Consider the following 24,644-nt stretch of genomic DNA (forward strand, 5'->3'; position numbering starts at 1 on the left):
TCTGTCCGATATCGATTTGATCGCCACGCACCGCGTTGCCGACCAACGTCGGTTGCCCCGTCCTTACCCGCCCTATATCAATAGCGCGACTCCACTATGTGAAAACCCAAAGGGGCAACCGTATGACACGACTCCGCTACGCGGTGGTGATCCCGGCCGTCGCCGGCACCCTGCTGGCCGGGTTCACGCCTGCCTTCGCAGGTCAGGAGGCAGCGGCCGGCAAGCAGCCGCTGAACTCCACGAACATCCCGGTGCAGTACGCGAACCAGAAGCTGGACTGGCACAAGTGCGCCGTCCCCGCCGAGCTGCCGACGGCCCCGCCCGCGGGCGCCGAGGACATGGAGTGCGCGACCTACAAGACGCCGCGCAACTGGTACCAGGCGAACGCCCAGATCGACCTGACCATCGCCGTCAGCCGCCTGAAGGCGACCGGGGACGCGACGGCCAGCGTCGTCACCAACCCCGGCGGCCCCGGCGCGCCCGGCCGGAACTTCCCGGCCCGGCTGCGCAACCAGCCGAAGCTGCGTGAGCACCAGGAGATCGTCGGCTTCGACCCGCGCGGCACCGGCAAGAGCACGAACATCACGTGCGGCGGCGCCATCGGCACCGGCTCGGACCTGGACCCGCGTGACCGCGACCGGGCGAACCTGAACCTGATCCTGCAGGCGACGAAGTACGCCGCGCAGTCGTGCCAGGTGAAGTCCGGCGAGCTCGGCCCGCTGATCAACACCGACCAGACGGTCAAGGACATCGACCTGCTGCGCGTGCTGCTCGGCCGCGACAAGATCAACTGGGTCGGCTACTCGGCGGGCACCTGGATGGGCGCGCACTACGCCCAGGCCTACCCCACGCGCACCGGCCGGTTCGTCCTCGACTCGTCGACGGAGTTCACGACCACCTGGCAGAAGTCGTTCGACTGGCAGCCGCTCGGCTTCGAGCGCCGCTGGCGGCAGGACTTCCTCCCGTGGATGGCGAAGTACGACAAGCTCTACCACTTCGGCACCACCGGCGAAGCCGCTCGCCAGACCTACGAGCAGGTCCGATACGTCCTGACCCAGGGCGCGGTCACCCTGCCCGACGGCTCGAGCGTGTCGGCCAACGGCCTGGACGCCTTCATCGCGTCGAGCATCTACTCGAAGCGCTCCTTCCCGGGCCTGGCCGACTACCTGGTCAGCGTCCGCACGCTGACCCAGGGCGGCACGTCGGCCCAGGCGAAGACCGCGGCCGCGCAGAAGGTCAAGGCCGCCGACAAGAGCACCACGACCTACGGCGCGCAGCCGTTGATGGTGCCGACCGACGGCGACGCCTACGACGCCAGCTTCTGGACCATCCCGTGCAACGAGGGTCCGTGGACCGGCACGACGAACAGTGCCATCAAGGACTCGCAGAAGCTGATCGACAAGCAGCAGCCGCTGCTGGGCGCCGGCTGGTTCATCCAGCCGTGCCTGTTCTGGAAGAAGACCCCGGCGCCGCTGCCCGTGCTGGACGGCAAGGGGGTCCCGCCGGTGCTGATCGTCGAGTCGGAGCACGACCCGGCGACGCCGATCGAGGGCGCGCGGCGCGCGCACAAGGCGTTCGCGAACTCGCGGATGCTGACGATCACCGGCGAGGGTGACCACGGCATCTACGCCGGCGGCAACGCGGGTGTGGACAAGGTCGTGGAGGCCTACCTGATCGACGGCGTCGTGCCGAACGACCAGAGCCTGCCGGGTGTGGCACTTCCGGTGCCTCCGGGCGCCTGACACCACAAGGGCTAGTGGGGCCCCGTCGAGCTTCGGCTCGGCGGGGCCTTTTCCACACCTGTGCACAGAGTTGTCCACAGGCAGTGGACAACTACTGGTATTAGAATCGGCTTCATGGTGCGGGTGCCGCTGACGGACGAAGAGCGCGAACGGGGCGAACGCCTCGGCCAGGCGCTGCGGACGGCACGGGCCGGCCGCAGCATGGTCGACGTCGCGGCGGAAGCCGGCATCTCCGTGGAGACGCTCCGGAAGATCGAGACGGGCCGCATTCCGACACCGACGTTCTTCACGGTCACGGCCATCGCGGACGCCGTCGGGCTGCCGCTGGACGAGCTGCGGGCGGCCGTCACGCCGGCCGCGTCACCACCGCTTTCCCAGGCCAGCTAGGTGCAGCTGACCGAGGACGTCGACGACTTCCTCGCCCGGGCCGGGGACTTCCTGTGCTCACGTCCCGCACTGCACACGTCGCCGTTGACGACGGTCGAGAAGCTGCGGCTCAACGGCACCGACGGCACCACCTTCGGCTGGCTGGAGGGCGCGGGCGAGGTCAGCGCGGTCTGCTACCGCCGGCCGACCGGGCGCCTGACTCTCACGAGCCTCGATCTCGAAGGCGCCGACGCCATCGCCGCCCACCTGGCCGACTTCGGCACCTCCCTCGCCAGCGTCATCGCGGAGGACCACACCGCCACCGCGTTCGCCGAGGCTTGGCGACGGCACACCGGCGCAACACCAGCGCCGGGTTGGCGGGCGCGGCTCCACCGGCTCGGCACGCTCACCCCGCAGGCGCCGGCGCCCGAAGGCCCCGCAGCGGGCGCGCGGGATCGCGCGGAGATCATCCGCTGGTGCGCCGAGTTCTCCGGCGCCGTCGGGGAAACGCCCGTAACGGACGCCGACGCCTGGGCGGCGTCGCCGTTCGGGGACAAGCACTACACGTTCTGGGAGACCAACGGCCCCGTCGCCATGGCGGGTTCGACGTCGATGGTCGCCGGGATGATCCGGGTGGATCCCGTCTATACCCCGGCCCACCTGCGAGGGCGGGGCTACGCGGGAGCCGTCACGGTCGCGGTGAGCGAGGCCGCCTTGGCCGCGGGCGCCACCGACGTCGTGCTGTACACGGACCCCGCCAACGTCACGAGCAACGCCCTCTACCGGCGGATCGGCTACGTCCCGATCGCCGAGTTCACCGGATACGTCTTCTCCTAGCCCTGGCGTAGCTGGGTCAGGATGTGGTCGCGGTCGTTGAGGAACGCGCAGCCCGCCACCGGGAGGTCGTAGCTGTTCAGCAGCTTCTCGAAGTCCGACAGCTCGTCCGCCGAGAACTTCAGGTTCACCTTTGTCGCGTGCGCGGCCAGGACGTCGGCCAGTTCCTCCCACTCACCTGACCACAGCAGCGTGCGGTAGTGCGTGAAGTCCTCGGGGGAGAGCCGGTCGCCGAGCGTGGTCAGGACGCTGTCGGCGAAGAAGCTGATTCGGTTCTCCTTCAGGTCGGCGACCGTCGGGTTCGCCGGGTCGCGGGCCGCGTCCGGGTTGCGGATGACGCCCGGGCCGGCCACCGGGTAGGCGGTGTGGACGTGCCCGTTCTCCTCGACCAGCACGACCAGGTGCACGTTGAACCGCTCGCCGGCGCACCGCCAGCGGCCGTTCTTCTGCTGCCGCCGGGCCTCGCTCGGGTCGTTCGCGACGTCCTTGATCACCGAGATAATGTGCTCGTCGCTCCAGCCCGGCGGGAACTCGCTGGTCGCCCGACGCCCTACCCCCGACGCGTGTCCGCCACCCATGACTGCTCCATTCGTCGCATCGAGGGTAGGTCAGATGCGCAGCGATAGCAGCACGATCCCGAGAACCTGCAGGTCGAGACCGCGGAAGAGCTGGCGGACGAGGTTGGCCGGCATCGGGCCCATCGGGGTGTCGACCAACGCCGGGTTGCCGTAGTCGACGGCCTTGCGGGTGACCGTGCGCAGGATCGAGAGCACCGACAGCGGCACGGCGAGCCACGCCGGCCCGGCGAACGACGTCCCGGCCGCCAGCGTGACGCCGAACAGGATCGCCGCCCACAGCAGCCCGACCACCGCGAGCACCAGGCCGTTCGCCAGCACCAGGTCGCGGTTGGGCGAGCCCAGCCAGCGGCGACGTCCCGGGTTGCGCCACAGCTCACCGAGGCCGGCGCTGAACGGCATCAACGCGACGTACCCGCCGAGGCCGATCAGGACCGGGCCCGGCAAGGTCGGGAGGGCGGTGTGCGCGACCACGATCGCGAGGCCGACGAGCACGCCGGCGCCCGCGTACTTGGACCGGCCGATCGTGCCCGCCCAGGCCAGGCGCAGCGGCGTCGGGCGGCGCACGGAGATCCGCCCGACCGGCGCCGACGGCGGGAGCAGCATCATCGGGTCGAGGAAGGTGACGGCGACCGAGCGCAGCACGCGGCCGTCCCACCCGGCGAGCAGCGCCGACCGGCCCGCACGGGTCACCGGCTCGCCGCCGAACGCCAGTGGCAGCGCCAGGACGACCACGCCGGCCGCGACGAACTCCACCGTGACGGCGCCGAGGTGGAACGCGGCGATCGCCAGCCCGAGCCCGGCCAGCACCAGCGGGCCGGCCGCGTCGAACCACAACGCCGTCCGCCGCGCGGTCACGTACGCGATCACGGCGGTCGCGGCGACGACGGCGATCCCCGCGCGCCACTCGCCGAGCCCGGCCCCGCCGACCGCGAGCAGCAGCGCGACCAGGTAGCCGGTCACGACCACCACCCCGGTCCACGCGCCGAGCAGCCGCAGCATGACGACCCGGCCGCGGTCGACCGGCGCGAAGTCCAGCCAGGTCAGCTCGGCCGGCTCCACCCAGGCGAACCCGCGGCGCAGCAGGCCGCGCCAGCCGACCGCGCAGCAGAGCGTCAGCAGCCCGAGCACGGCCGGGAAGTCCACTCTGGACGAGCCGTAGACGGCCGGGCGCCAGCCGTCGACGTGGAAGAACGCGGTGAAGAGGAACCCGAAGCCGAACAGGAAGACGAACGACGCCGTGTCGCCGCTGAAGATCCCGCCGAACCGCTTGCGGCCCGGGATCTTCATCCGCCGCGGCGCGAACGTCACCACAGTTCGAGCACGCTGTCCGCGGCCTCCAGCAGCGGCGGGTGGTGGGTGGCCACCACGACCGCCGCGCCGGCCGCCGTCGAGCGGGCGATCAGCTCGACCAGCCACTCCTTGCCCGCGGTGTCCAGCGCGCGCTCCGGCTCGTCGAGCAGCAGGACGCGGTGCGGCCGCACGGTGACGCCGAGCAGCAGCAACCGGCGGCGCTGGCCGGCGGAGAAGTGCCCGGAGGTGACGTGCATGCGTTCGCCGAGTCCCGCGTCGCGCAGCAGTTCCTGGTGGTCACCGAGGTCGGCGCCGAACGTGCCGGCGAGCAGGTCGAGGTGCTGCAACGGGGTCAGCTCGGCGAAGAAGTCGGAGTCGTCGAACAGCACCGACACCTTCCGGCGGAACTCGACGTCCCGTTCGTCGGGCACCTTGCGGTCCACCAGCACCCGGCCCCGCTGCGGGGTCTGCATGCCGTAGAAGCAGCGCATCAACGTCGACTTGCCGACGCCGTTCGGCCCGACGATCGCGGCGACCTCGCCGGGGTCGACGCTGAAGTCGAGGTCGTCGAACAGCCAGATGTCGCCGGCGCGGACGCCGATCCCCTTCGCGTCGATCACCGGAGTGCTTCGATCACCGGCGCGAACTGGGCCATGTTGTGTTCCAGGACGGTGTAGTAGGTCAGCCCGAACCGCTCGCGGTGCGCGTGGAGCTGCTCGACGACCTCGGCCGGGGAGCCGACCAGTGCCGTCGGGAGCTGGGCGAGCTGATCGATCGGCTGCTCGCCCCGCACGAGCTTTTCGAGGTTTTCCAGCCCGGTCTTGCGGTCTTCGGCGGTGTTCACGAAGTGGACGAGCAGGTTGAACTCGGCGTCCCGGTCGCCGAGCTTCCCGCGGACGAACGCGACGCGCTCCTCGATGTCCTCGGCCGTGGCCAGGGTCAGCGGGGCACCGTCGGCCGATTTCCCGGTGCCGGTGAAGCCGATGATGTCGGCGTGCCCGGCGGCCAGCGTCAGGATCCGGTCACCGCGGCCGCCGAGCAGCAGCGGCGGTCCTTCCGGGCGCACCGGCGCGGGCTTGTGCTCGGGGTCGGCGTACCGCCGCTTGAGTTCGAGGATCGTGCGTTCGAGGTGGTCGACGCGCTCGCGGGCGGCCGGGAACGGCATCCCGGCGGCCTCGAACTCCGCCTTCACGTACCCCGCGCCGAGCCCCAGCTCGAGGCGGCCGTCGGTGAACTGGTCGGTGCCCGTGACGTCGCGGGCGAGCAGCACCGGGTTGTAGAAGGGCGTGTTGAGCACGAAGGTGTTCAGCTTGACGCGCGAGGTGACCTCGCCGGCGAGCACCAGCGCCGGGAACGGCGGCGCCATCCCCAGGTGGTCGGCCGCGGACACGACGTCGTAGCCGAGGTCCTCGGCCTGACGGCACTTCCCGACCCACGCGGCACGGCTGTCCGGCACGACCATGTTCACGCCGAAGCGGAAATCCCCAGTCATACCGACAAGGTACTCAGCGGAGCTTCCCGATCACCGGGGCCAGCCTGGTCAGGTCCTCTTCGATCACCGTGAAGTAGCTGACGCCGAGGGTCTCCCGCGTGCGCAGCAGCCGCTCGGCCGCCGCGTCCGCCGAGCCGATGAGGACGGTGGGCAGCTCGGCGAGCTCGTCGACGCCGAGGTGCGGCACGAGCTGGTGGGCCGCTTCGAGCGCCGCCCGCCGGTCGTCGGTGATCCGGACGAGGTGGACCATCAGGTTGAGCTCGGCGTCCCGTTCGCCGAGTGCCCGCTTCACGAAGTCGACGCGCTCGGCGACCGCGGCCGGCCCGGCCAGCGCCAGCCGCCCCTCGGCCGCGCCGGGCGCGGTGCCGGTGAAGGCGATGGTGTCGGCGTGCTCGGCGGCGAACTCCAGCATCCGGTCGCCGCGGCCGCCGAGCAGCAGCGGCGGCCGCGGGCGACCCGCGTACGCGCGTTCGATCTCGGCGACCACGTGCTTCAGCCGCGCGAACCGCTGCCCGGGCGTGCCCCACTCGATCCCGGCGACCTCGAACTCGGCGCGGACGTACCCGGCGCCGATCCCGATCTCGAGGCGGCCGCCGGTGAACTCGTCGAGCCCGGTGAGGTCACGGGCCAGCAGCACCGGGTTGTGGAAACTCGCGTTGAGCACGTACGTGTTCAGCTTGACGCGCTCGGTGGCCTCGGCCGCCAGCAGCAACGCCGGCACCGGCGCGACCCGCCCGAGGTGGTCGACCACGCCGACGACGTCGTAACCGAGGTCCTCGGCCTGACGGCATTTCGCCACCCACTCGGCCCGTGAGCCGGGCGCCACCAGGGCCACCCCGAAGCGGAACGGTCTCATGGCGCGAACCTACAAGAAGGGGACGTCCCGCAGGACGTCCCCTTCTCGGCAGGAGAACTCAGGCGAGGCGCTGGGCCAGCGCGTCGAGCTCGTCACGCAGCGACGTCGGCACCTTGTCGCCGATCTTCTCGAACCACTCCTCGATCAGCGGCAGCTCCGCGCGCCACTCCTCGGGCTTGACGTCGAGGGCGGCCTGGATGTCCGCGAGCGGCTCGGTGAGGCCCTCGGTGTCGAGGTCCTCGGCGCGCGGCACGAAGCCGATCGGCGTCTCGACGGCGTTGCCCTTGCCCTCGACGCGCTCGACGACCCACTTCAGGATCCGCGAGTTCTCGCCGAAGCCCGGCCACAGGAAACGGCCGTCGTCGCCGCGGCGGAACCAGTTGACGTAGAAGATCTTCGGCAGCTTGTTCGCGTCGGCGTTCTTGCCCAGCGTCAGCCAGTGCTTGAAGTAGTCGGCGGCGTGGTAGCCGAGGAACGGCAGCATCGCCATCGGGTCGCGGCGCACGTTGCCGACCGCGCCGGCGGCCGCGGCCGTCGTCTCCGACGACATGGTGGCGCCCATGAACACGCCGTGCTGCCAGTCGCGGGCCTCGTTGACCAGCGGCACCGTGGTCTTGCGACGGCCGCCGAACAGGATCGCCGAGATCGGCACGCCCTTCGGGTCGTCCCACTCGTCGGCGAGGATCGGGCACTGCGACATCGGCGTGCAGTAGCGCGAGTTCGGGTGCGCGGCCTTCTCGCTCGACTCCGGCGTCCACTCCTGGCCCTTCCAGGAGGTGGCGTGCTCGGGCTGGTTCTCCATGCCCTCCCACCAGATGTCGCCGTCGTCGGTCAGGGCGACGTTCGTGAAGACCGTGTTGCCCTGCTCGATGGTGCGCATGGCGTTCGGGTTGGTGTGCCAGTCGGTGCCCGGCGCGACGCCGAAGAAGCCGAACTCCGGGTTCACGGCGTAGAGGCGGCCGTCCTCACCGAAGCGCATCCAGGCGATGTCGTCGCCGAGGGTCTCGGCGCGCCAGCCCGGAACGGTCGGCTGCAGCATCGCGAGGTTGGTCTTGCCGCAGGCGCTCGGGAACGCCGCCGCGACGTAGTGGACCTTGTCCTCGGGCGAGATCAGCTTGAGGATCAGCATGTGCTCGGCGAGCCAGCCCTCGTCGCGCGCCATCACCGAGGCGATGCGCAGCGAGTAGCACTTCTTGCCGAGCAGCGAGTTGCCGCCGTAACCCGAGCCGTAGCTCCAGATCGCACGCTCTTCGGGGAAGTGCGAAATGTACTTGGTTTCGTTGCACGGCCAGGAAACGTCCTTCTGACCGGGCTCGAGCGGCGCACCGACGGAGTGGAGCGCGGGCACGAATTCGCGCTCGCTGCCGTCCGGTCCGACGAACTTGTCGAGCGCGGCGCGACCGGCGCGGGTCATCACGCGCATCGACGCGACAACATAGGCGAAATCGGTGATTTCGATACCCAGCTTGGGATTCTCGTCGGCGAGCGGGCCCATGCAGAAGGGGATGACGTACATCGTGCGGCCGCGCATCGAGCCCCGGAAGAGCTCGGTCATGGTGGCCTTCATCTCGGCCGGGTCGGTCCAGTTGTTGGTCGGGCCGGCGTCCTCGGGACGCTCCGAACAGATGAAGGTCCGGTCTTCGACGCGGGCGACGTCGTTCGGGTCGGAGGTGGCCCAGAAGGAGTTCGGCTTCGACTTGAGCTGCACGAACGTGCCGGCTTCGACGAGCTCCTGGTTGATCCGGGCGGCTTCTTCGTCAGACCCGTCGACCCACACCACGCGGTCCGGGGTGGTCAGTTCGGCGACCTCCCGGACGAAGGACAGCACGCCACTGTGCGTCGTCGGCGCGGTGTCCAGTCCGGGGATGGCGACTGCGGTCATCTCTACTCCTGACTTCCGACGACAAATGAGCCCGCTCGGAACGACGGTGTTCCGGGCGGGCTTCGTTGCCGGCGACCGAATGGCTTCGCACACCGGCTGGCGAAGCCGGTGTGCGTTTTTTGGGATTCCCCGAGAGTAGCCGCATGACCGGCAGGTAACCGAGAGCTGACGTGTACGTTCTCTCACAAGAACGATAAGGGAATCGATTCAGACGTCACCGGATCGGTGCATTCGCAGTAAATCTTGCGGTGCCCGGTGTCACACCCGTGACCTGGCCGTTTTCATTTGCGACATGAAAAAAGCCCGGCGCGCGTGCGCCGGGCTTTCAAACTGTGACCTGGGTAACTTTTCAGTTGGGCGAGATCCACTGCCCGGTGCCGGAATCGATGCGCGCGACGCCCTCGAGCGTCTGCGTGCCGGCGCCGCCCCACTCGGCGTCCGCCGCCGGGTCGCCGAGCTGCTGGTCACTCCCCGAGTCCATCAGTCCACTCGAGACCTCGGTCCACTGGCCGGGGCCGCTGTGCTCGAACGTCGTGGTCGTGCCGTCCGCGTCGACCTGCACCGCGACGTCCGCTTCGCCGTCGCCGTCCTTGTCGGTGAAGGCGATGGTGCCGCCGCTCTTCGTTTCGACGATGGCGGTGTCGTTGTGTCCGTCGTGGTCGGTGTCGATGGTCGCGACGCCCGCGTCGACCTCGCCGTCCGGCATGTCCGCGTGGATGTGGCCGCCGGAGCTGTCTTCGTGGCCGGTGCCGGTGTCGGAGCCGTCGTGGCCGTCGCCGCCCGACTGGACCCACTCACCGCTGGCCTCGTCGTAGACGGCCTGCTCGACGACGTGCCCGGTCTCGTCCAGGACGGCGTACTGGTCGGCCTGGCCGTCGTGGTTCGAGTCGATGAAGGCCTGGGCCGTGCCGTCGTCGTGCTCGACGATCGCGGTGTCGTTGACGCCGTCCTCGTTCACGTCGTAGTTGACCTCGGCCTGGTACTCCTGGCCGTCGACGTGCACGGTCATCGCCTCGGCACCGCTGGCGTCGGTGTCGCTGCCGCCACTCTCGTCGACCCACATGGGACTTCCCCCTTCGAACCGGGTTACGCCGTCTCCGACCTGCTGTCTGAGGGTATGACTCACCGTAGGCCGGTTCGGTTCCCCACCACAACCGGACGCGCGCTCAGGCCGTCTTGTCCCGCAATGCCCGGATCCGGGTGAGGAAGGCTTCGGCCCGGTCGCGGCCGTCGCTGACCTCTTTCAGGCGCTTCGAGACGATCGCGATCTTCTTGGCCCGTTCCTGGGCACCCATCTTGATCGTCTTGTCGACTTCCTTGAGCTCGGCCTCGATCGCCTCGATGCGGCGGCCGAGTGCCTCGTCGAGGGCCATCGACAGCTGCTGCTCGGCCTCGATGAGCTGTTCGGCGACGAGCTGGTCGAGCGTCGAGCGGGCGTCCGCGATGGCTTCGACGAGCCACTGCTTCATGTGCTGCTTGTCGGCCGCGTGCTTGCGCGTGCGGGCCATCCACCAGCCGGCGCCGAGGCCGATGATGATCGTCGCCGGCAGCACGACCGGGTTGAGGATCGCGACGCCGGCCAGCGGCAGCGCGGCCACCTTGCCCGCGCCGACACCGCCCGAGATGCCCATGAAGACGAGCAGTTTGTCCTCGGCCGTCGGCGGTTTCTTGTCCGGCGGGCGCAGCACCACCGGCGGCCCGCCGGCCCGCGCGAACTGCGCACGGATGACGTCCAGTTCCGCCGGCGAGAACAGCTCGGACAGCGAGACGTTCGTGACGTGGTTGAGCCGCTGGGACAGCAGCATCGAGATCCGCTGCGACGTCGTCTGCAGCGCGATGTCGACCTGCTGCGGCAGCGCGGCCAGCGCGTCCCGCTTCGCGCCGTCGATGAGCTGGCGGAAGTGCGTCTGGGCGTCCCGCATCTGGCGGCTGCTCTCGTGGAGCACCTCGACGCGGGTGCGCTGGACCTCGCCGCGCAGCTTCAGCTGCCAGCCGCGGGTCGACGTCCGGCGCTCGGCGGTCAGCTGGTCACGGCGTTCGCGCAGCTGCTCGGCCTCGGCCTCGCCCGCGGACAGCGCCCGGCTCTCGGCCTGCAGCTTCGCCTTGAGCTCGCCGAGCGCGGTGGACAGCGCGCGCAGCGTGTTGGCCTCGCCGAGCATCGCCGATCGGCCGACCAGCAGTTCCTGCAACGCGGTCTGGATCGCGGCGACGCCGGACTTCTCCCGCAGCATCGCGGCCATCTGCTCGTTGGGCGCCTTCGACGCGGTCTCGAACATCCGCGCCGACACCGGGTGGAACACCGCGTCGGCGAAGCGGGGCGCGTGCTCGGCCAGCAGCCGCCGGTCGGCCTCCAGCACCTCGCGCCAGCCGCGGAACATGTCCACCTTGGTCAGCGCGAACACCACGGTCTCGACGCGCTCGCCGACGTCACGCAGGAACTGCAGCTCGGTCGAGGTGAACGGCGCCGACGCGTCGACGACGAACAGCAGCGCCGTCGCGCCCGCGGCCGCCTCCTTGGCCAGCTCGCCGTGCATCGAGTCGAGCCCGCCGACGCCGGGGGTGTCGACCAGCGAAAGCCGTTCGAGCAGCGGCACCGGGCCGGTGACCTCGACGTAGCGCGGCGGGATCTGGCCCGGCGGCAGCTCGTGCGCGGCCGACACCCAGTTGATCAGCTGGCCGAGGTCGATCGGCACCGGCGCCAGCTGGCCGGGGTAACAGGCCTGCGCGCCCCAGGTGTCCGCGTGGTCGAACACGAGGTAGGTGGCGGTGGCGACGTCGGCGTCCACAGGGGACAGTCCCGGCCGCGCGAGCAGCGCGTTGACCAGGGAGCTCTTGCCACGGTTCGTTTCGCCGACGACCACGACGGCGGGCTTCTTCGGCCGCGCCTTCCGGATGTCGTCGACCCACCGGGCGGCGTCCGGATCGGCGTCGCGAACGACCGTCAGCAGCTGGTCGCGGGCCGCCTGGACCTGTGCGGGCAGGCTCGGCGCGGTGGGTGCGCTCACGGTGTCTTCTTCGCGTAGACCATGACGATCGGGGCGCGCAGCAGGCGGTCGTGGTCGGCGAAGCCGGTGACCTCGGTTTCCGCGACGACACCGTCCAGGGCGGGGTCCTCGGTCGGGACCGCGCCGCCCGCTTCGTGACGGGCCGGGTCGAACCGCTCGCCGTCCGGCCTCAGTGCCTGGACGCCGATCGCGGCCAGCCCTTCCTCGAGGCGTTCGACGACACCGCCGCTGCGGGCGCGATCCAGTGCGTACAGGCACATCTGGATCAGCGCTTCGCGATCGGCGAGTGCGCGCTCAAGGCCGACAGGCGATGTGATGACCGGCTGCAAGGGGTGCACATCGGTGTCCGACGCGGGGTTGCCGCCGTCGGTTCCCTTCTCCGCGTCAGCCTCTTCGACGATCTGCGCGATGCTGATCGCCGGGATCTGGCCGGTGGGGGTGTCATCGGCATCCACCACGCCGTCCTTGCGAAACCACGCCACCCGCACCACCCCGTCCGGCTCGCAGAGATTCCACCAGTTTGCGTCACTCAGGCGCCATCCGGGGGCGAAACCGGGCGAAGGAAGCGGATCAGGATAGTTCGGAGGATCGCCAGTTCGGCCGCGGTATCCACGTCCGGGTCGAAGGCCGCCCGGGTGATCAGCGCGTCGGCGAGGGCGGCGACCCAGCCGGCGGCAGCGGGCGGCGGGACGCCGGGGTCGATCAGCCCGGCCTCGGCGGACCGCTCGATCAGCACGGCCAGGCCCTCCGCCACCGCGCGTTCGTTGCGCCGGATCAGCTCGGCGAACTCGTCGTCGCGCGCGGCCTGCGCCGCGGCCTCGAGCACCAGCCGGGCGGTGGCGGGGTGGGCGACCTCGGCGGCCAGGTCCGTGGCGACGTCGAGCAGCGCGGTCCACGGGTCGGCGGCCGCGGCGGCCGCGGCCAGCCGCTCGGCGGTGTCGCGGGCGTCCTCCTCGAAGATCGCCGTGAACACCGCGCGCTTGTTCGGGAAGTAGTGGAAGAGGCTGCCGGAGCTGATGCCCGCGGCGCGGCAGACGTCCGCGGTCGTCGTCCGCTCGAAGCCCTTCTCGGCGAAGCACCCGGCCGCGGCGTCGACGATCGCGCGGCGCTTGGCCGCGTGCTTCACGGGGTCGACGGTCCTCATCGCTCGACCGGCGGCTCGTCGCGCCAGGGGTAGCCGTGCTCGGCGAACGCCCTGGCCAGCTCGGGCCCGCCGAGGTCGGTCTTTTCGCGGGCGATCTCGCGGCCGTCGGCGGTGTGCAGGACGAGCTCCTTGCCGTCGAGGTACACGGCGTCGAGCTCGGCCTCGATGCGACGGGTCTTTTCGCCGCGGACCAGCGTGACGCGGTCCGGCGCCACGGTGACGACCAGCCGGTCGTGCGCCCAGATCACCGCGAACACGAACCCGAGCACCAGGCCGCCGGCGACGGCGACGAGCGTCGCCCAGGGCTGCGGCAGCTTCGTGAGCACCTTGAACACACCTTGGAACGGGAAGGCGGGCAGGTCGGTGACCCACGCGGCGATGGCCCAGACCCCGGCACCGAGAGCGGCGCCGACCAGCGGGCAGCCGATCCAGGACCCGGTGCGCAGCCACGACGGCTCGTCGACGGTCGTCTCCATGCCGCCCATTATTAGACCGCGCGCTCGGTTTATGAAAGCCCGGGGATCAGACCAGCTCGGTGATCACCTCGCGCAGCTTGGCCTCCAGCCCCGGGCCGTCTTCGGCGAGCCGGGAGGAGACCAGCAGCTGGTCGTCGGCCGTGCGCAGGCAGATCGAGCCGGCCACGGAGATCTCGATGACGTTCAGCCGGAACGGGTACGCGCGGCGCCCCTGCCGCACTTCGGCCTCGCGCACCAGCTGGCCGAGCCGTTCACCGGCGACGATCTGGCGCCGGTAGAAGCCGGGTGCCCAGGGCGTGCCGCCCGCCGGGACGCCCGCACCGCGCAGCGCCGGGCCGCGCGCGTTCGCGAAGTGCCGGGCCGCGGCCGGCGTGAAGTACTCGATCGCCTGCCGCATCGCCGAGTCGTGGGCGAGCGCGGGCCGGCCGTAGCGATTGCGCGGGCTGCGTGGATCCGGGTCCTCGCGGCTGCGGAGGAAGGCGAGCAGGTCGTTCCACCAGTCCGCCCACTGCGCCTGGACGGCGGTGCGGTCGACCTCCGGCGGGATGTGCACCGGAACCTGCGGCTCCACCGGCGGCAGGACCTGTCCTTCGGAAACGGACAGCGCCAGGGCGTCACGGATGAACAGCGCGACGTCGATCTCGGCCTCGCTGCTCCACCTCGCTCGCCAGGATGTCGTGTTCTCCAGCTGCACGTTTCCCACAGTACGCGGGAAACGGGCCCGGCTAGGCAAAGTCGGCAAGCAGAAACAAGCTCAGGCCGGGGACTCCCGGAGCTGTTGCCAGATCAGGAAGTACGCGCGGTGCACGACGTGCGCGACGCGGCTCTGCGCGGGTGTCGCGCCGAACGACGCGAAGGACCGCCACCAGCCCGCACGTTCCAAGGCGTGCGCGGCCAGCTCCGGCCGGTTGGCGCCCGGTTTGCCGAGCTGGGCGCCGATGTCGGCGTTGCTGCCCACCCGCAGCACCTCTTCGGAGAGGTCCTCGGGCATGTCGACGGCGCCGGAAGCGACCAGCGTCAGCGCTTCGAGCAGCCGCAGCTGGTGGGCCTCGGGCTTGGCGAGCAGGACCTCGATGGCGTCGTGGACGCGCTGGCGCTCGCCCGGGTCGCCGGAGGCGTGGGCCAGCGCGGTGACCGACGCGAGCGCCGCGGCCGCCTTGATCCCGTCGGCGCGGGCGGCGAACACGATCGACAGCCGGTGCCGGACGGCTTCCAGGCCGGAGGCGTCCAGCAGGGAGCGCCGCAGCGCGCCCGCGGTGATCTCCGGTTCCTTGCGGACGGCGTCGACGGCGTGCGAGATGCCGAACAGGTCGAGCTTCTCCAGCAGCCGCAGCCGGGTGCCGGCCGGGACGTCGCACTCCCAGCTGGTGAAGATGTCGGCCGAGATCAGCATGGTCTGCAGGACGTCGTCGTCGAGCTCGGCCAGCTGCCGCAGCGCCTCGGCGTCGGCGGAGGTGAAGCCGCCCGACTCGGCGGACTCGGCGATCAGCCCGATCACCGGCAGCACGTCGGCGACGCGGGGCTTGAGCGTCGAGGCCTGCTTCTCCGACAGGATCGTCGCGGCCTTCCAGATGTCGCCGTCGGAGCCGTCGACCGACTCGGGGGCGATGGTGTCGGCCTTGTTCAGCACGGCGATGGCGTTGACCGGGCCGGCCTCGCGGCTCGCGGTGGCGGCGGTGAAGGCGGCGAGGGCCTGCTGGTCGTCGGCGCGCACGCCCTGCGTGACGACGTAAAGGACGGCCTCGGCGCCGGCGACGGCGTTGCGCGAGGTGTCGTCGAGCTCGTCCGAGCCTTCTTCGTCCTTGCTCTGCTTCGCCGCGCCGAGGAGCAGTTCGGTGCGGGACACCGACGCGGCGTCGAGCGAGCCGAGGCCGGGGGTGTCGATCACGGTCATGCCCTGCAGCACGGCGTTGGTCAGGTAGGCCTCGATGTGCGAGACCTTGGTGATGTCGACGCCGAGCTCGGCCGGGATCATCCCGTCCGAGGCGAAGGGGAGCACCTGCTTGCGGCCGTCGGTGAAGACGATCTCGACGCGGTCGACCGTGCCGTACTGGAAGCGGGTCACCAGCCGGGTGCACTCACCGATGTCGGTCGGCGCGACCCGGCGCCCGATCAGCGCGTTGACCAGCGTCGACTTGCCCGACTTGATCCGCCCGGCGACGGCCACCTGCAGCGGCGCGCCGAGCCGGCGCAGCACCTCGGCGAACCCGGCGGCCGTCCGTGCGGACACCTGCGACTGCAGGCGGTGGCACAGGTTGGCCACCGACATCGACAGCGGTCCCGCGAGCCGGTGCTGCTCCGGTGACGTCACGGCCCCCAGTCCCTCCCCGGTCGAACGGACACGACCCGGTGAATCGTGCCATGTCCGTCATCCTCGGGTCGCACCGAAGGTGGTACCGGCGACCGACGCGCGGGCCCCGGACCGGGACCTAGTGTTGTCTGGTGCGACGGCTGAGCCTCTGGATGCGTGCCCACCCCATGGCGGGCGACTCGGTGCTCGCCGTCCTGCTCGGCCTGATCGACCTGTTGCTCTTCGCCGCCGACGGTTTCGCCGAAGTGCCCGAGCTGCCGCCCTGGTACGTCGGCGTGCCGGTGATCATCGCGATGGTGGCGCCGCTGGTCTTCCGGCGGAAGGCGCCGCTCTGGTCGGCCTACGTCGTGCTGGTGATCAGCGTCATCCACGCGACGCTGCTGCTGGGTATCGGCAGCGTGGCCGGGCTGGCGATGAGCATCTACTCCGTCGTCGTCTACGCCGGACGGCGGCAGGGGCTGGTCTACGTCGCCGCGGTCGTCGCCGCGTCGGCGGTGGGAATGCTGCTCGACCCCCCGGGCGGCCTGCTGGTCTCGGTGCTGTTCCTGGCGTTCGGCATCGCGCTCTGCTGGACGCTCGGCGAGTTCGTCGGGGCGCGCCGCGCCTACGACGTGGAAGTGGAGGCGAGGTTGCACCTGCTCGAAACGGAACGCGACCAGGCCACCCGGATCGCGGTGGCGGAGGAACGCGGCCGCATCGCGCGTGAGCTGCACGACGTCGTCGCGCACGCGGTCAGCGTGATGGTGGTGCAGGCCGACGGCGCGTCGTACGCGATCCGCAGCAACCCCGAGCTCGCCCAGCGGGCCCTGCAAACGATTTCCGAGACCGGCCGCGGCGCGCTCGGGGAGCTGCGCGCGCTGCTCGACGTGCTGCGCAACGAACGCGCCGAGGGCGAGCCGCGCGTCCCGCAGCCGGACGCGCACGCGATCGCCGACCTCGCCGAGCGGATGCGCGCGGCGGGCGTGCCGGTGGAGCTGGAGGCCGACGAGCTCGGTGACCTGCCCGCCGGTGTCTCGCTCGGGGTGTACCGGATCGTGCAGGAGTCGCTGACCAACACGCTCAAGCACGCCGGCCGCGGCGCGACCGCGTCCGTGCGGGTGCACCGGACCGGCGACCTGGTGGAGGTCCTGGTCTCGGACGACGGCGCGGGCCGCCTGCCCCAGCTGACCCCGGCCGGCGGCCGGCTGACCGTCCCGGGCGGCAACGGGCTGATCGGGATGCGCGAGCGCGCGCACGTCTACGGCGGAACCCTCGAGGTCGGCCCGGCTCCGGGTGGTGGGTGGCAGGTCCGCGCGGCCCTGCCGGTTAGGTTGGCGCAGTGATCCGTGTGGTGGTCGTCGACGACCAGGAACTGATGCGTGTCGGGTTCCGGATGGTGCTGGGCGCGCAGGAGGACATCGACGTCGTCGGCGAGGCGGGCGACGGCGCCCAGGCCATCCGGATGGCCGAGGACCTGCGCCCCGACGTCGTGCTGATGGACGTCCGGATGCCGGTGCTCGACGGGGTGGAGGCGACGAAGAGGATCGTCGCCGACGGCACCGCGCGGGTGCTCGTGATGACGACGTTCGACCTCGACGAGTACGTCTACGCGGCGTTGCAGGGCGGGGCGAGCGGGTTCCTGCTGAAGGACACCCAGCCCGACCACCTGGTCTCGGCGCTGCGCGCGGTGGCGTCCGGCGACGCCGTCGTCTCACCGTCGGTGACGCGCAGGCTGCTGGACCGCTTCGTCGGCGCCGGCGGCTCGCCGATGCGCGACACGGCCGAGCTGGACGTGCTCACCGACCGCGAGCGCGAGGTGCTCGTGCTGATCGCCAAGGGCATGTCGAACCTGGAGATCGCCGAAGCCCTGTTCCTCTCGGAGGCGACGGTGAAGACGCACGTCGGCCGCATCCTCGCGAAGCTGGACCTGCGCGACCGGGTGCAGGCGGTGGTGCTGGCCTACGAAACCGGCCTCGCCCGCCCCGGCCTCGCCTAGCGGTAGTCGTCGGGCGGGGTGGTGGCCGGGTCCTTGCCCCCGTTGCGGACTTCCGTCAGCCAGCGGCCGAAGTCCGGGCGGGCGCCGTCGATGTCCGTGTAGTCGTACTCCTTCATCAGGGTCCAGGACGCCAGTGTCTGGCCGGCGAAGCGGGCGACGTCCGGGTCCTGCGCCAGGGCCGCGACGCCGCGGGCCAGCAGGTACGGCGTCTCCGAGATCTTGAAGTCGACCGGGGCCAGCTCGCCCACCGCGTCGCGCCAGTTGTCCTCGGTGACCTGGAAGAGGTCGAGCATCGACTCCGAGCGCAGGAAGCCCGGCGTGACGGCCAGGCCGACGGAGTCGTTCTTCTTCAGCTCGACACCCAGCGCGCGGCCGAGCGCGCGGATGCCGCACTTGGCCAGGTAGTAGGGCAGGCCCGCGCCGACGTAGTCGTCGTTGTCGCCGTCGGTCACCTCCAGCACCAGGCCGCGGCGGGCGACCACCAGCGGCAGCAGCTTGTGCAGCGCGATGAGGTGCGTGTCGAGCGCGTTGTGCGTCAGGTTCAGCGCGTCCTCCAGCGGCGTCTCCCAGAACGGGGCGTCGAAGTGGAAGAACATGTCGCCGCCCCAGACGTCGTCGACCAGGATGTCGACTCCGTCCGCTTCGGACTCGATGCGCGCTTTCAGCGCGTCCACATCGGACACCGACGTGAAGTCGCAGCGCACCGCCACGGCCCGGCCGCCCGCCGCCTCGACCAGCTCCGCCGTGTCTTCGATCGTCTCCGGGCGCTTCATCGGTGACGCCGTTTCGCGCGTCGACCGGCCCGTGACGTACACCGTCGCCCCCGCGCGGCCCAGTTCCACCGCGATCGCGCGGCCGCAGCCCCGGGTCGCCCCGGTCACGACGGCCACCTTGCCCAGCAAGCTCATGCACCCTCCCGTCCCCGCCACGCGGCCAGCACCGCGTCGACGTCTTCGGCCAGCCGGTCGGCCAGCCGCCCCTCCGGCCGGATCGACCAGTCCAGCGACACCCCGTTGATCACCGCCAGCAGCGCCCGCGCGGCGCGGGGCACGCTCGGCGCGTGCGGCAGCTCGCTCGCCGCCACGCCGACCAGCCGGGCCAGCTCCGCTTCCACCGCCGCGTAGTGCTCGCCCAGCAGCGACCGCAGCACCGGGTCGCCGATGTCCACGCCGAGCTGGCCGAGGTGGTTGGCCGCCTCTTCGGCGTCGCCGAGCGACGCGTAGACCGTCACCGCCGCGGAACGCAGTCCCACGATCGGGTCATCCGAAAACTCCGCAGAATCCGCGCACTCCCGCATCTGCTCGACGGCGCGGGTGGTCGCGCGCCGGCTCAGCGCTTGCAGCAATCCGGCCTTCGACCCGAACCGCTGGCCGGCCGTGCCGACCGCGACGCCGGCCTCGGCGGCCACCTGGGCCAGGGTGAACCCCGGGCCGCAGCGGCCGATGACGGTCTCCGCGGCGGCCAGCAGCCGCTCGTCGGTGATGCTCCTCGGCCGCGCCACACCATTATTGAACCACAGTTCATTAATGCTGTCACCCGGGTTCGGATCAGGGTCGGGTCAGGGTCTTCACCGATCGCGCATCGGCCGAAAAGCCAGGAAGGTACTACTCAGGTAGGGGGACCGGTTCGGTCTACAGGGTGACGCGCGAACAGGCCTCCACCCGCGACGATGGGTACGTCGTAAGCGAGGGGACAAGAGGAGCAAGCCATGATCGAGGCAACGGGCCTCACCAAACGGTACGGAAAGACGCTGGCGGTGAACAACCTGTCGTTCTCCGTGGCCGCGGGTCAGGTCACCGGCTTCCTCGGCCCCAACGGGGCGGGCAAGTCCACCACCATGCGCATGATCCTGGGCCTGGACAACCCCACCGGGGGCCAGGTCACCATCGGGGGCAAGAAGTACCACGACCTCAAGCAGCCGCTGCGCACCGTCGGGGCGCTCCTGGACGCGAAGTGGGTGCACCCGAACCGCTCGGCGCGCGCCCACCTGCAGTGGATGGCGAAGTCCAACCGCATCCCGAACTCCCGCGTCGACGAAGTGCTCGACACCGTCGGCCTGAGCAACGTCGCGAACAAGCGCGCCGGCGGGTTCTCGCTCGGCATGTCGCAGCGGCTCGGCATCGCGGCCGCCCTGCTGGGCGACCCCGAGGTGCTGCTGTTCGACGAGCCGGTGAACGGCCTCGACCCGGAGGGCATCCTCTGGATCCGGAAGTTCATGCACCGGCTGGCCGAGGAGGGCCGCACGGTCTTCGTGTCGAGCCACCTGCTCTCGGAGATGGCGCTGACCGCCAGCAACCTCGTGGTGATCGGCCGCGGGCAGCTGATCTCGCAGTCGTCGACCGAGGACTTCGTCTCCCGCGCCGCGGAGAACACGGTCAAGGTCCGCTCGCCGCAGCTGACCGAGCTGCGTGACGTCCTCCAGCGCGCGAGCGCCGGCGTCACCGGTGACGAGAAGGCCCTCATCGTGTCCGGGATGGACAGCGACAAGATCGGTGAGATCGCCGCCGAGCACCGGATCGTGCTGCACGAGCTGAGCCCGCAGACCGGCTCGCTCGAGCAGGCCTTCATGCAGATCACCGGCGACTCCGTCGAGTACCACACCGGTCTCGAAGCCGAGGCGCAGCACGTGCTCGAGTCAGCCAAGTAGCCGAACACCACACGGGGAAACCAAAAGTCATGAACCTGCTCGCGGTCGAACGCATCAAGCTGTTCACCACCCGGTCTCCGTGGTGGTGCGCGCTCATCACCATCGGCCTGTCCGTCGGCTTCGCCGCCATCCTGGCCGGCGCCACCGACGCCAACGACTCGCTGACCGTCTCGGCCACCCAGTTCGGTGGCTCGCAGTTCGGCATCGCCGTCGTCATGGTGCTCGCCGCGCTCGCGGTGACCACCGAATACCGCTTCAACACCATCCGCACCACGTTCCAGGCGGTGCCGCACCGCTCGCCGGCGCTGGTCGCCAAGGCCGTCGTCGTCGGCCTGATGTCGCTGGTCCTCGGCGAGATCGCCGGGTTCGGCTCGTGGGGCCTCGCGAAGCTGATGCGGCCGAACGACAACCTCGCGCTGGCCACCGGCCAGGACTGGGCGAACGTCGCCGGCCTCGGCCTGGTCTTCGCCTTCAGCGCGGTGCTCGCCGTCGCCGTCGGCATCCTGATCCGGCACAGTGCCGGCGCGATCGCCCTGCTGCTGATCTACACGCTGGCCGTCGAGAGCCTGGTGCAGCTGATCCCGAAGATCGGCGACAACATCCACCAGTGGATGCCGTTCAACGTGGTCAACAAGTTCCTCGTCGGCTCAGCGCCGGCGCAGAACGGCCCGCCGCCGTCGGACTCGCCGCTGAGCCCCGGCTGGGCCCTGGCGTACTTCGCCGGGATTTCGATCGTGTTCCTGCTCGTCGCGCTCGGGGTCGCGAAGAAGCGGGACGCCTGAGGGGTAACAGGGGAAAAACGGGAAATCCGGGTCGCGCTGTCGGGGGGCGACCCGGATTTCTCGTTGTCGGTACGCTCCCCGGGAGGGGCGGGTGAGCCGATGATCGAAGCGACGGCACTGACCAAGGCGTACGGCGACACGACCGCGGTGAACGAGCTGACCTTCACCGCGCGCTCCGGGCGCGTGACCGGCTTCCTGGGGCCGAACGGCGCCGGCAAGTCCACGACGATGCGGCTCGTCGTCGGCCTCGACTCCCCGGACGCGGGCACCGTGCTCGTCGACGGCGTCCCGTACCGGGAGCTCGAAGATCCACTGAGGACGGTCGGGGCGATGCTCGACGCCACCTGGCGCCACCCCGGCCGCGGCGGGCGTGACCACCTGCGCTGGCTGGCCGCGACCAACGGCATCCCGGAGCAGCGGGTGGACCACCTGCTGGAGCTCGTCGGGCTGAAGAGCGTCGAGAAGGTCCGGGTCGGCCGGTACTCGCTCGGCATGCAGCAGCGGCTGGGGATCGCCGCCGCGCTGCTCGGCGACCCGCGCGTGCTGCTGTTCGACGAGCCGGTGAACGGCCTCGACCCCGAGGGCATGGCCTGGATCCGGCAGCTGCTGCACTCACTGGCCGCCGAGGGCCGGACCGTGTTCGTCTCGAGCCACCTGCTGCCCGAGATGGCGCAGACCGCGCAGGACCTGGTGGTGATCGGCCGGGGCCGGCTGATCTACCAGGGCACGATGGACGAGTTCGTGGCGCGCACGAGCCGGCACGGCGTGCGCGTGCGCACCCCGCACGCCGAGAAGTTGCGCACCGCCCTTACCGCGCAGGTGGAGTTCACCGAGGAGGACGGCGCCTTCGTGGTGTCCGGAGTGGACAGTGACCGGATCGGGCAGCTCGCCTTCGACGCCGGCGCGACGCTGCACGAGCTGAGCCCGATCGCCGGCTCGCTCGAGCAGTCCTACCTCGACCTCACCCGCGAGGCCGTCGAGTTCGGTGCCGCTCCGGAGGTCGCACGATGACGACAGGCAACCTGCTCCGCGCCGAGCGGATCAAGCTCTTCAGCACCCGGTCGCCGTGGTGGTGCCTGGCGCTCGCCTTGGTCGCGCCGCTCGGCTTCACCGCCCTGTTCTTCGCGCTGGCCGGGCCGGAGATCCCGGCGACCGTCGGCAACACGCAGCTCGCGAGCGGCAACGGCCGGACCGTGCTGCTCGTGCTCGCCGTGCTCGCGACCGCGTCGGAGTTCGGCTGGGGCACGATGCGGCTGACCTTCCAGGCGGTCCCGAAGCGGGTGCCCGCGCTGCTGGCGAAGGTGACGGTCATCGGCGCCGTGGGTGCCGTGCTCGGCCTGGTCGTCGGCTTCGGGTCGTGGGGGATGGCGACGCTGGTGCAGCCGGACGCCGACCTCGCGCTGCACTCGGGCGCCGAGTGGCGCTCGGTGCTCGGCCAGAGCCTGGTCTTCCTGCTCACCGCGGTCGCCGGGGTCGGCGTCGCGCTGCTGCTGCGCAACGTCGCCTTCGCGCTGACGGCGGTGCTCGTCTGGACGCAGCTGCTGGAGGGGCTGGTCATGTTCATCCCGGGCGCCGGGAAGCACATCTACCAGTGGATGCCGTTCCACGCGGCGAACGAGTTCGTCGGCGCCGGCGGGTTCACCGGCGGGCCGACGCAGCTGCCGCCCGCGCCGCTGAGCCCGTGGGGCTACCTCGGTTACTTCGCGGCGATCAGCGCTGCCCTGTTCGTGGCCGGGGTGCTCGTGACGGCGAAGCGTGACGCCTGAGCGTGATCGCCGTCTCACTACTCCACAAAACTGTGTTAAGAGAAGATGAAAACGTTGTGGCTTCTCTCACAGGCGCCGGACATAATGTTATGACCAGGCAATATTCGTAAGAGAGCGAACCGGACCCGTCTGAGCTCCCCTGGAGGTGATCCTTGGCGGTGGACACCGGTCAAGAATTGGGCAGCACGATTCCCCGAGCCCGCGTCGAAGACGACGCACCACGGCTCGAACCCATGTTGGATCTTGAATGGTCGCGGGCCATCGAACTCCCGCAGAACGCCATGGCCGCGGCCACACCGGCCGAACTTCGCCGTGCTTGGGTGCATCGCGCGCCCGAAGACAGCGTCCTGGCCCTGTTCCGCGCGTCGGCCGGGATGGCCGGGCCGATCCCCGCGCCGTGGTGGCTGCGCGCGGTCGCGGACGGCAGGCTCGATTCCCGGGAACAGGGTTTCCGCGTCGAGGACCGCATCGCGCAACTGCTCGGCCGGCGGCCGGGCTGGGAATTCGTCCCGTGGGCGGCAGACGGCGAATCGGGCTACTGGGAGTTCATGCCGTCCGAACGCGGGAAATCGGGGCACGCGATTCCCACGACCGTGATGAACACCGACCGGCACGCCGGCTGGATCGACGTCCTCCCGGCGCACACCGGGGCGACGCCGGACCCGATCCCGGTCGCCGGACTGGCCGGGCTGCGGTCCCGGCTCGGGGAGTTCGAAGCCGCTCGGTGACCATTCGTTAGCCTCGGTGGGTGGAGAACGAGGACAGTCGACGGCTGCGCAGCGTGGTCAGTTACGTCAAACGCGGTGGCCGGATGACCGTCGGGCAGCAGCGTGCCTGGGACGAACTCTGGCCGGACCTCGGCCGCACGGTCGGCGAGCTGCCCGGCGGGAAGCTGGACTTCACCGCGTGGTTCGGCCGCGAGGCGCCGGTGCTGGTCGAGATCGGCTCCGGCATGGGCGAGACGACGTCGCAGCTGGCCGCCGCGGCGCCGGAGCTGAACTACGTGGCCGTCGAGGTCTACGACCCGGGCCTCGGGCAGCTGATGCTGCGCGCCGAAAAGCTGGGCGTCGAGAACCTCCGGCTGCTGCACGGTGACGCCGTCGTGCTGCTCACCGAGCACGTCGAGCCCGGGACGCTGCACGGTGTCCGGCTGTTCTTCCCGGACCCGTGGCCGAAGAAGAAGCACCACAAGCGGCGGATCGTGTCACCGGCGTTCGCCGCGCTCGTCGCGTCGCGGCTCGCCCCCGGCGGCACGTTCCACATGGCGACCGACTGGGAGAACTACGCCGAGCAGATGCTCGAGGTCTGCTCCGCCGAGCCCGCGCTGCGCAACCGGTACGCCGACGAGCCGGGCGGCTGGGCGCCGCGGCCGGAGTGGCGGCCGGTGACCAAGTTCGAGCAGCGCGCCGACGTCGAGGGCCGCGTCTCGCACGACCTGATCTTCGAAAAGCGCTGAAGGGGACCTCTCCCCGGATCCCCGCGGAGAAAGGTCCCCTTC

At 70.8% G+C, this 24,644-nt stretch carries 26 protein-coding genes; 11 read left to right on the plus strand and 15 right to left on the minus strand.

From position 1 onward, the window contains the following. Positions 1-122: 122 nt before the first annotated feature. From ACGFMK_RS09230 to ACGFMK_RS09240, 3 genes are all read left to right on the plus strand, one after another. A complete protein-coding gene (locus ACGFMK_RS09230; protein WP_392759900.1) occupies positions 123-1,742 on the plus strand; it encodes an alpha/beta hydrolase in 1,620 nt (539 codons plus the stop codon). A 114-nt stretch (positions 1,743-1,856) separates the two neighbouring features. Further along, the gene (locus tag ACGFMK_RS09235; protein ID WP_392759901.1) at positions 1,857-2,129 is read left to right on the plus strand and encodes a helix-turn-helix domain-containing protein; all 273 of its coding nucleotides are present in this window, start codon (positions 1,857-1,859) and stop codon (positions 2,127-2,129) included. Next, a complete protein-coding gene (locus ACGFMK_RS09240; RefSeq protein WP_392759903.1) occupies positions 2,130-2,945 on the plus strand; it encodes a GNAT family N-acetyltransferase in 816 nt (271 codons plus the stop codon). Here the strand turns inward: ACGFMK_RS09240 and ACGFMK_RS09245 are convergent. The 13 genes from ACGFMK_RS09245 to ACGFMK_RS09305 all read right to left on the minus strand — a co-directional run bounded on the left by ACGFMK_RS09245 (position 2,942) and on the right by ACGFMK_RS09305 (position 15,934). Further along, a complete protein-coding gene (locus ACGFMK_RS09245; protein WP_392759905.1) occupies positions 2,942-3,520 on the minus strand; it encodes an EndoU domain-containing protein in 579 nt (192 codons plus the stop codon). The two genes, ACGFMK_RS09240 and ACGFMK_RS09245, sit on opposite strands and share 4 nt — an antisense overlap. A 30-nt stretch (positions 3,521-3,550) precedes the next feature. Beyond that, entirely contained in the window at positions 3,551-4,831 is a 1,281-nt protein-coding gene (locus ACGFMK_RS09250) for a hypothetical protein (protein ID WP_392759907.1), read from the minus strand. Next, a complete protein-coding gene (locus tag ACGFMK_RS09255) occupies positions 4,825-5,430 on the minus strand; it encodes an ATP-binding cassette domain-containing protein (RefSeq protein WP_392759909.1) in 606 nt (201 codons plus the stop codon). The genes ACGFMK_RS09250 and ACGFMK_RS09255 overlap by 7 nt, the downstream gene beginning before the upstream one ends. After that, positions 5,427-6,302: a TIGR03621 family F420-dependent LLM class oxidoreductase gene (locus ACGFMK_RS09260; protein WP_392759910.1), complete on the minus strand. Its 876-nt coding sequence runs from the start codon at positions 6,300-6,302 to the stop codon at positions 5,427-5,429. The genes ACGFMK_RS09255 and ACGFMK_RS09260 overlap by 4 nt, the downstream gene beginning before the upstream one ends. A gap of 13 nt (positions 6,303-6,315) precedes the next feature. After that, the gene (locus ACGFMK_RS09265; protein WP_392759911.1) at positions 6,316-7,158 is read right to left on the minus strand and encodes a TIGR03621 family F420-dependent LLM class oxidoreductase; all 843 of its coding nucleotides are present in this window, start codon (positions 7,156-7,158) and stop codon (positions 6,316-6,318) included. A gap of 58 nt (positions 7,159-7,216) precedes the next feature. Next, positions 7,217-9,040 carry a phosphoenolpyruvate carboxykinase (GTP) gene (locus ACGFMK_RS09270; protein ID WP_392759913.1) on the minus strand — a complete coding sequence of 608 codons (1,824 nt, stop codon included), beginning with the start codon at positions 9,038-9,040 and terminating at the stop codon, positions 7,217-7,219. A 349-nt stretch (positions 9,041-9,389) separates the two neighbouring features. After that, positions 9,390-10,103: a hypothetical protein gene (locus ACGFMK_RS09275; protein WP_392759915.1), complete on the minus strand. Its 714-nt coding sequence runs from the start codon at positions 10,101-10,103 to the stop codon at positions 9,390-9,392. Positions 10,104-10,206: 103 nt separating this feature from the next. Next, entirely contained in the window at positions 10,207-12,045 is a 1,839-nt protein-coding gene (locus ACGFMK_RS09280; protein ID WP_392759917.1) for a dynamin family protein, read from the minus strand. Beyond that, positions 12,042-12,383, minus strand: a complete 342-nt coding sequence (locus ACGFMK_RS09285; protein WP_392760114.1) for a nucleotide exchange factor GrpE — start codon at positions 12,381-12,383, stop codon at positions 12,042-12,044. Before ACGFMK_RS09285 ends, ACGFMK_RS09280 begins: the two co-directional genes overlap by 4 nt. A 191-nt stretch (positions 12,384-12,574) precedes the next feature. Then, positions 12,575-13,189, minus strand: a complete 615-nt coding sequence (locus tag ACGFMK_RS09290; RefSeq protein WP_392759919.1) for a TetR/AcrR family transcriptional regulator — start codon at positions 13,187-13,189, stop codon at positions 12,575-12,577. Next, entirely contained in the window at positions 13,186-13,665 is a 480-nt protein-coding gene (locus ACGFMK_RS09295; protein WP_392759921.1) for a hypothetical protein, read from the minus strand. Before ACGFMK_RS09295 ends, ACGFMK_RS09290 begins: the two co-directional genes overlap by 4 nt. Positions 13,666-13,711: 46 nt before the next feature. Next, positions 13,712-14,359, minus strand: coding sequence for a hypothetical protein (locus ACGFMK_RS09300; RefSeq protein ID WP_392759923.1), 648 nt, complete (start codon positions 14,357-14,359; stop codon positions 13,712-13,714). Between the two features lie 60 nt (positions 14,360-14,419). Continuing rightward, the gene (locus tag ACGFMK_RS09305) at positions 14,420-15,934 is read right to left on the minus strand and encodes a dynamin family protein (RefSeq protein WP_392760115.1); all 1,515 of its coding nucleotides are present in this window, start codon (positions 15,932-15,934) and stop codon (positions 14,420-14,422) included. A 209-nt stretch (positions 15,935-16,143) separates the two neighbouring features. Between ACGFMK_RS09305 and ACGFMK_RS09310 the strand changes: the two genes are divergently transcribed. Next, positions 16,144-17,298, plus strand: coding sequence for a sensor histidine kinase (locus ACGFMK_RS09310; protein WP_392760117.1), 1,155 nt, complete (start codon positions 16,144-16,146; stop codon positions 17,296-17,298). After that, positions 17,295-17,951, plus strand: a complete 657-nt coding sequence (locus ACGFMK_RS09315) for a response regulator (protein WP_392759924.1) — start codon at positions 17,295-17,297, stop codon at positions 17,949-17,951. The genes ACGFMK_RS09310 and ACGFMK_RS09315 overlap by 4 nt, the downstream gene beginning before the upstream one ends. Here ACGFMK_RS09315 and ACGFMK_RS09320 read toward each other — a convergent pair. Both ACGFMK_RS09320 and ACGFMK_RS09325 read right to left on the minus strand, forming a co-directional pair. Beyond that, positions 17,948-18,859 (minus strand): SDR family NAD(P)-dependent oxidoreductase, encoded by a 912-nt coding sequence (locus tag ACGFMK_RS09320; RefSeq protein WP_392759926.1) that lies wholly within the window; start codon positions 18,857-18,859, stop codon positions 17,948-17,950. The two genes, ACGFMK_RS09315 and ACGFMK_RS09320, sit on opposite strands and share 4 nt — an antisense overlap. Then, positions 18,856-19,452: a TetR/AcrR family transcriptional regulator gene (locus ACGFMK_RS09325; protein WP_392759928.1), complete on the minus strand. Its 597-nt coding sequence runs from the start codon at positions 19,450-19,452 to the stop codon at positions 18,856-18,858. The genes ACGFMK_RS09320 and ACGFMK_RS09325 overlap by 4 nt, the downstream gene beginning before the upstream one ends. A 207-nt stretch (positions 19,453-19,659) precedes the next feature. Here ACGFMK_RS09325 and ACGFMK_RS09330 point away from each other — a divergent pair, with 207 nt between their 5' ends. The 6 genes from ACGFMK_RS09330 (at position 19,660) to trmB (ending at position 24,602) form a co-directional block, all read left to right on the plus strand. Then, complete coding sequence (locus tag ACGFMK_RS09330) at positions 19,660-20,598, plus strand: ABC transporter ATP-binding protein (protein ID WP_392759930.1); 939 nt, start codon at positions 19,660-19,662, stop codon at positions 20,596-20,598. 29 nt (positions 20,599-20,627) lie between these two features. Further along, positions 20,628-21,380, plus strand: coding sequence for an ABC transporter permease (locus ACGFMK_RS09335; protein WP_323325080.1), 753 nt, complete (start codon positions 20,628-20,630; stop codon positions 21,378-21,380). A gap of 99 nt (positions 21,381-21,479) precedes the next feature. Beyond that, positions 21,480-22,391 carry an ABC transporter ATP-binding protein gene (locus ACGFMK_RS09340; protein WP_392759932.1) on the plus strand — a complete coding sequence of 304 codons (912 nt, stop codon included), beginning with the start codon at positions 21,480-21,482 and terminating at the stop codon, positions 22,389-22,391. Further along, positions 22,388-23,146 (plus strand): hypothetical protein, encoded by a 759-nt coding sequence (locus ACGFMK_RS09345; RefSeq protein WP_392759934.1) that lies wholly within the window; start codon positions 22,388-22,390, stop codon positions 23,144-23,146. The genes ACGFMK_RS09340 and ACGFMK_RS09345 overlap by 4 nt, the downstream gene beginning before the upstream one ends. A 176-nt stretch (positions 23,147-23,322) precedes the next feature. Continuing rightward, the gene (locus tag ACGFMK_RS09350) at positions 23,323-23,874 is read left to right on the plus strand and encodes a hypothetical protein (protein ID WP_392760119.1); all 552 of its coding nucleotides are present in this window, start codon (positions 23,323-23,325) and stop codon (positions 23,872-23,874) included. Positions 23,875-23,918: 44 nt separating this feature from the next. Then, positions 23,919-24,602, plus strand: coding sequence for a tRNA (guanosine(46)-N7)-methyltransferase TrmB (gene trmB / locus ACGFMK_RS09355; protein WP_392760121.1), 684 nt, complete (start codon positions 23,919-23,921; stop codon positions 24,600-24,602). The last annotated feature ends 42 nt before the right edge of the window (positions 24,603-24,644 follow it).

It is taken from the genome of Amycolatopsis sp. NPDC049252, from assembly GCF_043197175.1.
Classification (GTDB): domain Bacteria; phylum Actinomycetota; class Actinomycetes; order Mycobacteriales; family Pseudonocardiaceae; genus Amycolatopsis.